The sequence below is a fragment of the Pseudoalteromonas sp. '520P1 No. 423' genome (genome assembly GCF_001269985.1).
GTDB lineage: Bacteria > Pseudomonadota > Gammaproteobacteria > Enterobacterales > Alteromonadaceae > Pseudoalteromonas.
Genome location: NZ_BBZB01000001.1, coordinates 1,447,449 through 1,458,496 on the forward strand (window position 1 = coordinate 1,447,449; position 11,048 = coordinate 1,458,496).

The window sequence follows — 11,048 nt, forward strand, 5'->3', positions numbered from 1 at the left end:
TTTTGTGATTAAAGCAATACGCTAAATGTATTTTTTTTTGTATTAAATAATTTATCATGTCTACTTTTATCGACAAGACTTAACTTTTAATTCTAGTTGTGCTCAAATGGGTAAAACCTTGAATTATGGAATTAGGTTATAAATGTCGTTGTTTTCGCTAAATAAAGAAACTAAGCAAGTTCAATTAGAGCAGCATCCAGCTGATTCAGGTTATCCTGCGTCTGCAGAACAGCTGATTGAATTAATTGAATCATCTGAATTTGCAGAGTTTGAAATTGATTTAGCAACGATCCGTTCACTTTTTTCCAATTCAAATACCATTAAAGCGCCTCCTTATTATATTGCAAAAGCAATCGACGCCACAATATCAATAAAAGTTGATGATACAAATATGACAGCCGAAGCAATATTAACGTCTGCTAAAGGCGGTGAAATTGCTAATGCAGATATCATGCAACAAGCTTTAGAAGCTGCCGGTGTAAAAAATGGTGCGAGCAATAAAGCAATTGAAAATTTTTTAGGTCGTCAATTTGAAGCCCAAGCGGGAGATATATATAACTGTATAGTCGCTCATGGTAAAAGAGCTAAAAACGGTATTGATACACGTTTTGTCAGATTATGTGAAACGGCACAAGATCGTGTCTTAAGTCCTCAAACTAAAGAAGACGGCAAGGTTGATATGCGCGATTTAGGCGCACTTATCACTGTAAATCCAGGTGCACCATTAATGCAGCGTGTACCACCAACAAATGGAGAAGATGGCTATACTGTTTTTGGCGATACAATTCCTGCAGTTCCAGGTAAAGACTTCCCTTTACAAGTCATGGATGGCACAGCTCTAGATCCTAAAAACTCAAATATTTTAATTGCTGACGCAGTAGGTGTACCTGTTTCTGTTCCAAGAGGTATGCGAGTTGATGATGTTGTATGTTACAACAATGTTGATGTGACAACTGGGCACATAGAGTTTGATGGCAGTGTGATTGTCTCGGGTGATGTTAAAGATGGTATGAAAATCAAAGCGAGCGGTGATATTACGATAATGGGTTTTGTGGAATCTGCTGATATAAGTTCAGAATCTGCAATAACAATTATAAACGGTGTTATCGGAAGAAAAAAAGAAGATGGTGCTAATTATACATGCTCAGTACAAGCTAACGGTACTGTATCTATTGGCTATGCGCAATATAGTAAGTTGAGTTCTGAGCAAGATTTAATGATAGATAAGCAGGCTTTGCACTGTGAATTATCGGCTAGACGATTAATTAGAGTAGGTAAGGGTGATAAACCTCGAGGAAAAATAATTGGAGGTCAGGTTATTGATGCTTTACGTGTTGAAACCGGTGAATTAGGTGCACCATCTGGTACAAAAACAAAAATTTATTTAGCACAATACTGGCACGAACTCAGAGAGAAATTAAACCATTTAGCTAATATCGAAAAAACGCTTAATTCAAAATCAAATGCTTTAAAACAAGCTCAAAAAAAAGCTGAAAAAATACCAGGTGCAGAACAGAAAAAAGCCTATCAAAGTAAAATAAAAGCCAGTGAAGATATGGTACTCACTAAGTTGAAACAGGTTTATAAAAATAGAGACTTATTGAGAAGAAAGCTTAATATGTTATTGCAAACAAGCCGGTTAACAATAAATGAGTTGATGCACCCTGGTGTTGAGCTTCATATTGCGAAAGATAACAAACAATTTTCTAGAATATACCCGCCCAACTTATTAAAGGTTACTGAAGGTAAAATCACCCAAACATTTAAATCTTAGTACAGCTAAATTATAGAGGTTTAGCTAAAACTAAACCTCACATCTTATTGATATTACTTATCTTCGCTTGTATCGCTTGGCTCTTCTTCCACTACAAGCGGCCATCCACCTAATGCTTGCCATTTATTAACAATAAAACAAAATAGCTCAGCTGTGCGTTCAGTGTCGTATAAAGCACTGTGCGCTTGGCTATTATCAAAATCTATTTTTGCTGCTGCACAGGCTTTGGCCAATACTGTTTGACCTAATGCAAGACCTGATAATGTTGTGGTATCAAAACTTACAAATGGGTGGAATGGTGTGCGTTTTATATTACAGCGCTCAATTGCTGAATTTAAAAAACCATGATCAAATGCGGCATTGTGCGCAACAATCACTGAACGTTGACAGCCTGCTGCTTTTTGCGCTTTTCTAACTGCTTTGCAAATTTCTTTAATTGCTTCAGATTCAGGTACTGCACCACGTAAAGCGCTAAATGGCTTTATGCCATTAAAGTCGATTGCAGCTTGCTCAATATTAGCACCTTCAAATGGCTCAACGTGAAAATGTAATGTATGATCAAGTGAAATAACACCATTGTCATCCATTTTTAAAATACTTGCAGCGACTTCTAATAAAGCGTCTGTTTTATTGTTAAATCCAGCTGTTTCAACATCAATAACAACCGGGAAATAACCTCGAAAGCGTTTTGAAAATAGTGTTTGTTCGTTTGAATACATTATATTTTTTTTTAAAGAATGAGTGTGACTATTATACTCAAACAGATAATAAAAATCTTACTATGTTAATTAAAGTTTCATTTTTTTAAATTGAGGCCGATAAATTGCATAGTATCTTAATTGGTTAAGGTGTTTTATTTGGCCTATCATTTAAATATGAGATTCACTAAATCATTTAAAGTGCATACTATTTTATAATGCACTGTTTTAATTGGAGTTGTATTTGTGTTTAGTCGCGTGGCTTTATTATTATTTTCATCAAGTTTACTCAGTTGTGCTGCCATGAGCTTTGATGCTAATGCTGGAATACGGCAATACACTGCCAATGCAGATGATTCTATTTGGCAGTTAGAAAAAACGACACGTTTATCTTGTCAGCTTAATCATGATATTCCGTCATATGGTCAAGCCCAATTTATGAGCTCGGCAAGTAAATCTAAGCCAATGTCTTTTATTCTTGATATGTTGGTTCAACCTGAGGGTTACGATGTTGCTGCTGTAAAATCAGTGCCGCCTATGTGGATGCCAGGAGTACCGTCAAAAGATTTAGCTAATTTAAAAATTTTAAAGCAATTTGATGGTGAACTTGATAGCAATGTATCTTGGTTAATGCTCACTGAGCTGGAAAAAGGATTTACACCTACTTTGTATTATCAAGACTGGAATAATCAACATGATAAAGTATTGGTTGGTTTATTAGCGGTTAATTTTAGAAAAGAGTATTTGAAATTTTTAAAGTGTAGAGATGAGCTTTTACCTTATAGCTTTGAAGATATTGCTTTTACAGTTATGAATTATGAACCCAATACAGGGGAGTTAACAAAAGCATCAAAAGTGCGTTTACACAAAATTGGTGAATACCTTAAAAATGACCCTAGCATAGAGTCCGTATTAATTTCAGCCTATACAGATAGTTATGGTGGGCGCTACCTTAATGAAACCTGGTCAAAAAAGCGTGCAACAGCAATTAAAACTTATATGACAGAGTTAGGTGTTGAAGCCGCAAGAGTAAAAGTAGAGGGCTTTGGTGAAAAACGTCATATCTCTTCAAATAAAACAATATTAGGAAGAGATAAAAATAGACGCGTAGTCATCCAAATAGCCAACCCTTAATAAATTGATTAATAGCTTAAAGGGCTGTGATCATCACGCTGATCTCAGTCCATTGAGTCTGTTGATATATACTTATTTTTACTTGGTTATCATCAATTTGATAAAAGTAAGTATATCGTCCAATATCTTCAATTGTTTTATCAGGCGAGCCTAATTGATTATGGTAAAACGCCATAACATCAGTATCTGACATTTTCACAAAACCATTTAAGATCATCGGAAATTCATCATCTAGCTTCATTCTAATTTCAGTATCATTAGGCATTGGCACTGATGATAAATTTGCCAAACTAAAAAAGCTGATAAAACAAGATAAAAATATGAGTGATTGGCAGGCTTTTAACATGATTATATTCCTTTATCTAATAAAGTTAATGATAACTTAACAAAGTCAGATGAGGTCACTATTCCTTGTAATAAATTGTCTTTGTCTACGATAGGTAAACAACCATGGCGGTTGGCTAAAAAAAACTCTGCCGCATCAACTAAAGGCATATTAGGATTTGCAAACCCCACTTTTTTGTCTATTAAATCAGATACACTCACCGATTTTTCTCTTCTTTCTAATGAAGAAGAACCATAATTATCTAATAAATACATTACCTTAGCGATAATAGTCTTTTGTGTTACCACGCCTTTAAATTCATTGTTTTGTGAAATTGGCACATGACGGATCTGTGACTCTTTCATGAGTTTATGTACTTCATACATACTGTTTTCTATATCTAGTTGAAATACAGAAGTTGTCATAATATCGGCAATTACTTTGTTCATAAAATCTCCTTATTAATTAACTATAAACAATCATTTATTGTTTTTCATACTTTATTTCGTTTTAAATCTCTGACGATAAATCTCGCTGGATGAAGGGCTTGATTCATGGCTAAATCTATCGGTAAAGGTTCATTAAATAGTTCGCTACATAATAGCTCTGCACTTAATGGTGCGCTGCATAAACCTCTAGCGCCTAAACCTGTGAAAATATAAAGACCAGGAGTTGAAGATTGATAAGGTAAGTAACCATATTTACTGCCATGGCGAAGTGTGGCAAAACTTGTTTGATAATTAGCTATATCGGTAACTTGGCCAACTAATGGCATATGATCAAAGCTAGTACATCGGATCGCAGCTTTTGCACTGGTTATATTATTTAAACCAGAGGTAAATTCACAGTCTCCATAAAAATCAGTCACTTGTTTTAGGTTTATATTATTATCGTCATCGCTGATATGTGTTTCTTTACTGTTTTTAGTAAATGTTGCCCCAATACAATGATGATCTAAATATTGTGGCGTTAAATAACCTTTATGGCATAAAACCGTTGTGAGTTTCTCTGATTTATCTGTTGCTTTAACATGGCTGACTTGACCTCTTACTGGATGTAAATCAAGAGTTTTAGTTTGCTCAAATGTATCACTGTGCTCACCTGCTGCTATAATGATTTGAGAATAAGGGCCGTGCTCATTTTTACCATCAAATAAATACCAGGCATTGTCTTTTTGATAGTATTTTTCAATTTTCGTATTGGTATTTAATTTAAAAGGGTGATTTGACTGACTATAAGCCAACATGGCTTCTACCAGTTTAGGCGGATTTATCCAGCCTCCGTGTTTGATAAATAAACCTGAGTATGGCGTATCTACATTTGCTATAGCAGATGCTTGCTCGGCATTTACATAGTGAATTAATTCAAAGGGCCAGTTATTTTGTTTTATGAGTGATTTTTGCCTTTTTTGCTTTTCTGCATTTATGCCATGAAGCAATACTCCACACCACTGATATGGAAACTCATAGCCTTTTGCTAATACGTCATCAAAACACCGTCTAGCGTAAAAAAAACTGTGAGCATAAAACTGACTTTCACGGCTAAAGTTAGCTTGAAGGTGAGGGTATAAAGCACCTTGATGGTTGTGAGATGCACCCATCGCGACTTTTTCATCTTTGCAGAATACTTCAAACTGGGCATCACGCTTACTTAATGATAAAGCGAGACTTGATGTGGCGATACCGCCGCCTATAATGGCTATACTTTTTAGTTCAGCAGAATCTCTAGGGTAATATTTGGGTTCGCTAAATTTATCATTGGCTTTGATGAGCTGGCCGCTGATCATTTCTCTTTTACGGCCAAAGCCTTTGTGTTTTTTTACTTCGAATCCGGCTTCAATTAATCCTCTTCTAACAAACCCTGAAGCGGTGAAAGTCGCAAAAGTACAATTATCACGCCCTAAATCAGCCATGGCATTAAAAAGTGATTGTTGCCACATATCTGGATTTTTGCTTGGGGCAAAGCCATCTAAATACCACGCATCAATAATGCCTTTTTCTTGAAAGCATATTTGCGGTAAAGTATCTTGAATGTCACCAAACCACAGATCTAATACAATACTACCATTGTTAAACTCCAATCTATGGCATCCTTGCATTGCCACAGGATATAAATCAACTAATTGCTCTGCATAGGGTTTTAAACTCGGCCATGCTGCCAGTGATCGGGCTAAGTTAGATTTCTTGATTGGATATTTTTCAAAAGAGATAAAGTGAAGCTTTTTTACTGCTTTATTTTCACTGTTTTCAAATTGTTGCCAGGTATTTAAAAAGTTTAAACCTGTGCCAAAACCTGTTTCAGCGATAACAAAGTGATTTTGATCATGATTGCTAAATCGTTCTAAAATTTGATTCTTTTCAACAAATACAAAGCTAGATTCATTAATTTGAGATACCGTGTTCATCCCTTTATGTGTAGTCTGTGTAGTGATTGTTTTCGAATAATAAATATCGCCAAATTTATCTGAAACTGGTATACCATCTGAGTTGAAGTGAATTTTAGCGTTTTCAATCATTACAATCCTTATCATTTATTTTCACAAAAAAGACATCTAAATACATTGGCGGGTTTTGCGTATTAAGCTTTCATGTTTCAACAAGTTTACAAAATCATTTTTAAAGAACCACATATTACTTTTTGGAAGACGATAAATAAAGAGCAACTTAAGCTTCATAATGGACAGCTTGGAAATATCCTTCCATATTCAGAATCTGATTCTTTAGCTTGTTTTAACTTTCAGGAAGTTAACTTTTGGTGAGTTTTTGAAATACTCTTTCGTTTATGGATATTTTTAGCATGTTCATTCATTTCCGTAATGTATTTGTCACTTTAGAGGCACTGAGAAGCCTTGAAAATGAGCAACGCGCAAGTCTATAGGCTAAGTATGGTCAAAGGTAGTAAAATTGCGAAAGGCTCAGATGTAAGCTAGCGATTAGTTTCTTGAAGCAGCTATACGTGTATATATTGAAAGGCTTATAGGGTGGTACTTAGCGTTTATCCCAAGTTACATTTTGATTGCTTTTAAGGTTTCATTACCATCACAAAGTCATCTTGTGACAGTTGGTTTCATAATGTGTTTGTAGCCAACACTTACAAAACTTGATTAATTATTGTTTATCAAGAAGAAACGATGACATTAAGTCCATGTTGGGCAGGTAATAAAATCGAATATTCGATTGAAGCATATCTATGATTAACGCATGCATTGGTGTGCGAAAGTATTCAAACTCTGGCTTGAGTGCTTCTAAGTTTATACGGGTATGAGGTATTAACTTGCCCTGTATAGAAGGTTAACTAAGGTAAGTTGACCTTTCTCATCAACCTACCACTCATCCATTACATGTAAGAGCAGCTAAAGAGTAGTTTCTGCTGTTCTTGGCTCTTCGAATACCACTCTACTGACTGACACTTTAAAACATTGCCCCAGCCAAATTTGAATTAATGCTTTTACGTGTTCCCTCACCGACTAGTAGATAAAATGTATTAGGCGTTTCGAAAATGCAATTTTCATGAAAAGTGAGTAGTAAGGAAGATCGTACCCAGTCACCTTCATTAAAGCGTCCTACCTGATCATCAATGACATAATCGGACTTAATAACACTAGGAGTTTGTCCTGCGCTGGCAAACAGTTTAGCGAGCTTCTCTCCTACGTCTAGATCCCACCATTGCCAAGCTTTCACAGTACATACATATTTCTTTGGATTTATAGAATGGCAAACAGCAATGTAATGCTTGATCTTGTCGGTTTCACAACCTGCAGTGAACTTGTCACCCTGTGCGGTAAACCCATGAATTAAATCTCCTAAGGTTTCATTATTATCTATCATTTTTAAAATACCTCTGCACTGTATTGATTGAGTTGAGCCATTGATTGCTTTGAAATAACCAAATGTTCAAAACCATCAATTTCAAGTTCTTTATGATTGAACTGACCAAAGATCCCCATTATTTTATCGGCGGTTATAGCTATTTTACCTTCTTGAATCTCATTAATAGGGTCTTTAATTTCATCATTATCAGTTATTGCATCTCCAATATTAATTATTGGTTCATCAGAAAAAGTATCTATAGGATCACCGTCAGGAATAACCTGTTCACCTTGGTTCGCCTTATCTACTTCAGCTGTTATCTCTTCATCCAATTGAGCCAGTTTTACTTTTGCTAATCCATCGGGAACGTCCTGAGCAACACGGTAAGCATACTCAACAAGCTTTGGTTCAGCTGGCATAAAGAGAAAAGCTTGCTGGTTTGGAGCATCGGTAATACGTAATATACGACCTGAAACTTGGCGGTAATTCATCTCAGTTTTTACATTCGAAAGATAACAACATACTTGAAGACGTGGGATATTAGTGCCTTCTGAAATCATTCCGACACTAATGATCCATTTATCTTGACTGTGCCTAAAGGACGTAATCAGTTCATTTGCGTTATCTTCATCACTAGTAACAACAATGGCGCTTTCTCCTAAAGTCTGCTTCAAAATTAGCTCTATTTTCCAGGCGTGTGGAATCGAGGAAGCCACAATTAAACCGCCAGCACTTTTATTAAAGCAGCGAATCTCATTTAGCTTGGTATTCGAATGGTTTAATAATTGTTCAATAACGCTAGGGTTAGTAACAATCTTAGAATACGGAATTATTGATTGTGACAATAAATCTAAGAAGCTAGTGAAGTGGTTTGTTTCACCATTTTCCACAACTGTTATCTGGTCATTATCTAATGCTATGACCTGAGGTATACGGCACACATTATCTCTTATAGCCTCTTTTAAACCATATGCGTAATCACACTGTATTTTACCTGACTCGTTACAGTAGTCGGCTAGCGCTATGGGCAATGCATCTGTACGCCAAGCTGTACCAGTTACAGCAATAGTGAAGGCTGCTCGTTCCTTTATTGTTGTGATGATCGGTTTTCCCCAAGCATTAGCATCTTTGACGCTTGAGCCTGCACAATGATGAATTTCATCAAATATTACAAATACCCGATATTTATCAAACAAACGCCATACAGTGCTATTTAATGTACTTAACGCCTGATAAGTATATGAATTCCCCATTGCGCCAATATTGCCGTCAAAGTGGGCTTCAAACTGTTCGCTTAAAGCACAACTAAAATCATGAGCGACAATAGAAGAAGGTGAGAAGCAAAGAACGAGATCGATTTCGCCTCGATCATAAAGTATCTTGGCTAACACTGATGCCATTACAGTTTTACCAGCACCAGGGGTAGCGAGTGCTAAAAAGTGCTTCTTTGATTTATATTTAGAAATTGCAGAGTTAATACACTCTGACTGCCAATTTCTCAGTTTCATTTTTAAGTCTCTTTATTTGATTTCATTAGTTCATTTAAAGCCGAAATTTTTCCTTTTAAAACTTGGTTATTTTCCTTAACAGCTACGTAACGTTGCTTTAAAGCTGCATGTCGTTCAGGGTGAATATTCTTAAGTGCTACATATTCTTTAACAGCACCTAATCCTTCAAGAAGCTCAGAATTGTATTGTTTTAAACGATTAGTTAATGTTTGTTCGTAACTAAGCTCATTAGTTTTCATCGAACCATCATCACCTAAAGTTACTAATTTTTTAAAATAGTCAGGTTCAAACAAGTTGGTTTTTATATAGCGAGTAACCCCTTTCTTAACTGATGTTCTCTTTTTTAACCAACCTCTTTTTACTAGTTTTAAAAGCTCTTCATATACAAAACGTCGAACGGAAGTAGGATCTAGTCCCTCGTCCCTTTTAATTGAAAGATAAGCAGTTCTGATCTCGACAGCAGAGAAATGATCTATGTTTTTTAAAACGATTATCTGATTAAAGGTTGAACTATCCATTAACTTATCCAATTTCAGCACTTGAAAGTAGAGTATATACAATCTAATGAGGAGTATACACTACATAGTGTGGAGTATACTCTATACATTTATACTTAACAACGTGGGAACATATATCCTTTTACCTGAAGGAAACCACAAGTGCGTGACGAAAATTTTGAAAATGATTTAGCGATTCAATTTGGAAGAAATATAAGAGCAGCCAGAGCTAAGATAGGTGTGAAACAAGAAGAACTTTGCGGTAAAGCTAACCTCGATAGAAGTTACTTAAGTAAAATAGAAAGCGGCTCATATAAAATCACACTTGCTAAAGTTTATGCGTTAGCCGCAGCACTTGAATGCCCACTTTCAGAAATACTTCCAGAAGTTAATGGCGTAAAAATAAAATAACTTTTATGCAATGACTAAAATTCACATCTAAATGTTGCCCTCACACTTTGTGTTTTTATTTTCCACTTGAATGTACCGCGAATCATCAAGTGTTTATTATTCACTCAATTACTAAAACTCTTAATAAATGACAGTAAAACCAATAAATCAAAAGGTTAAAGCAGTATCCATAAGATTTGAAACTCTTCTCAAACACATTAAAATTCTGCACCATTTAAAAGATGCAAAAAAATCTTGACTAAACAATCATCTCTCGCTATCTTTTAATGCATCATTTACATGGTGCAGTTAATTAGGTGTAGCAAATGAATAAAACATTATCTGATATTGCGATTGTGAAAGCAGGCCACCCTTTTAGGGGCAAGATACCTGAAGAGTTCGAAGGTAACGCTTATGTGGTGCAGATCAGGGATATAGATAACGATGGGATCATACATTGGCACCAACTCATTCGCACAAATATAACAGGGCGTAAAATCCCTGATTGGCTGAAAAAAGGCGATGTACTTTTTGCTGCCCGTGGAGCACGTAATGCAGCGGCTTTTGTTGGGAATATTGATAGACCAACGTTATGTGCACCGCATTATTTTTTAATTAAAGTAACTGATAAGTCGGTATTACCAGAGTTTATTGCTTGGCAATTAAACCAAGATGGTGCACAGCGTTATTTTGCTAACTCAGCAGAAGGCAGTGCACAAACAAGTATTAGACGAGCAGTATTAGAGGCTACTCCTTTAGTTATCCCAAATATTGAAAAACAGAACATAATAGTTGAGTTTGATAACAAAGTTAAACAAGAAAAGCATTTATTAAATGCTTTAATCGACAACAGATCTAAGCAGATGCAAGGCATTGCCAAAGAATTATTAGATTCTGGTAACCAGAACTAGAA

Annotated in this window: 11 protein-coding genes; 4 read left to right on the forward strand and 7 right to left on the reverse strand. The window is 35.6% G+C overall.

Translation table 11 applies throughout. The features are described 5' to 3' along the window. Window positions 1-142: 142 nt before the first annotated feature. Complete coding sequence (locus tag PSA_RS06620) at window positions 143-1,774, forward strand: DUF342 domain-containing protein (protein WP_042149500.1); 1,632 nt, start codon at window positions 143-145, stop codon at window positions 1,772-1,774. 53 nt (window positions 1,775-1,827) lie between these two features. Here the strand turns inward: PSA_RS06620 and rnt are convergent, their stop codons facing one another. Further along, the gene (gene rnt / locus PSA_RS06625) at window positions 1,828-2,493 is read right to left on the reverse strand and encodes a ribonuclease T (RefSeq protein ID WP_042149503.1); all 666 of its coding nucleotides are present in this window, start codon (window positions 2,491-2,493) and stop codon (window positions 1,828-1,830) included. 282 nt (window positions 2,494-2,775) lie between these two features. Between rnt and PSA_RS06630 the strand changes: the two genes are divergently transcribed. After that, complete coding sequence (locus PSA_RS06630) at window positions 2,776-3,606, forward strand: OmpA family protein (RefSeq protein WP_042149689.1); 831 nt, start codon at window positions 2,776-2,778, stop codon at window positions 3,604-3,606. Between the two features lie 16 nt (window positions 3,607-3,622). On the opposite strand, the gene PSA_RS06635 is transcribed toward PSA_RS06630, so the two are convergent. The 6 genes from PSA_RS06635 to PSA_RS06660 all read right to left on the reverse strand — a co-directional run bounded on the left by PSA_RS06635 (window position 3,623) and on the right by PSA_RS06660 (window position 9,766). Further along, complete coding sequence (locus PSA_RS06635; protein WP_042149506.1) at window positions 3,623-3,952, reverse strand: hypothetical protein; 330 nt, start codon at window positions 3,950-3,952, stop codon at window positions 3,623-3,625. Between the two features lie 2 nt (window positions 3,953-3,954). Continuing rightward, window positions 3,955-4,380, reverse strand: coding sequence for an HPP family protein (locus PSA_RS06640; RefSeq protein WP_042149509.1), 426 nt, complete (start codon window positions 4,378-4,380; stop codon window positions 3,955-3,957). 44 nt (window positions 4,381-4,424) lie between these two features. Continuing rightward, window positions 4,425-6,446 (reverse strand): bifunctional tRNA (5-methylaminomethyl-2-thiouridine)(34)-methyltransferase MnmD/FAD-dependent 5-carboxymethylaminomethyl-2-thiouridine(34) oxidoreductase MnmC, encoded by a 2,022-nt coding sequence (gene mnmC, locus PSA_RS06645; protein ID WP_042149512.1) that lies wholly within the window; start codon window positions 6,444-6,446, stop codon window positions 4,425-4,427. Window positions 6,447-7,341: 895 nt separating this feature from the next. Then, on the reverse strand, window positions 7,342-7,758 hold the full coding sequence (locus tag PSA_RS06650) for a hypothetical protein (RefSeq protein WP_052380157.1): 417 nt from the start codon (window positions 7,756-7,758) through the stop codon (window positions 7,342-7,344). Between the two features lie 2 nt (window positions 7,759-7,760). Continuing rightward, window positions 7,761-9,248 (reverse strand): DEAD/DEAH box helicase, encoded by a 1,488-nt coding sequence (locus PSA_RS06655; RefSeq protein WP_042149514.1) that lies wholly within the window; start codon window positions 9,246-9,248, stop codon window positions 7,761-7,763. A 2-nt stretch (window positions 9,249-9,250) separates the two neighbouring features. Then, on the reverse strand, window positions 9,251-9,766 hold the full coding sequence (locus PSA_RS06660; RefSeq protein WP_042149516.1) for a hypothetical protein: 516 nt from the start codon (window positions 9,764-9,766) through the stop codon (window positions 9,251-9,253). Between the two features lie 141 nt (window positions 9,767-9,907). Between PSA_RS06660 and PSA_RS06665 the strand changes: the two genes are divergently transcribed. Further along, a complete protein-coding gene (locus PSA_RS06665) occupies window positions 9,908-10,156 on the forward strand; it encodes a helix-turn-helix domain-containing protein (RefSeq protein ID WP_042149519.1) in 249 nt (82 codons plus the stop codon). A 305-nt stretch (window positions 10,157-10,461) separates the two neighbouring features. Then, window positions 10,462-11,046, forward strand: a complete 585-nt coding sequence (locus tag PSA_RS06670; protein WP_042149521.1) for a restriction endonuclease subunit S — start codon at window positions 10,462-10,464, stop codon at window positions 11,044-11,046. Window positions 11,047-11,048: the final 2 nt, after the last annotated feature.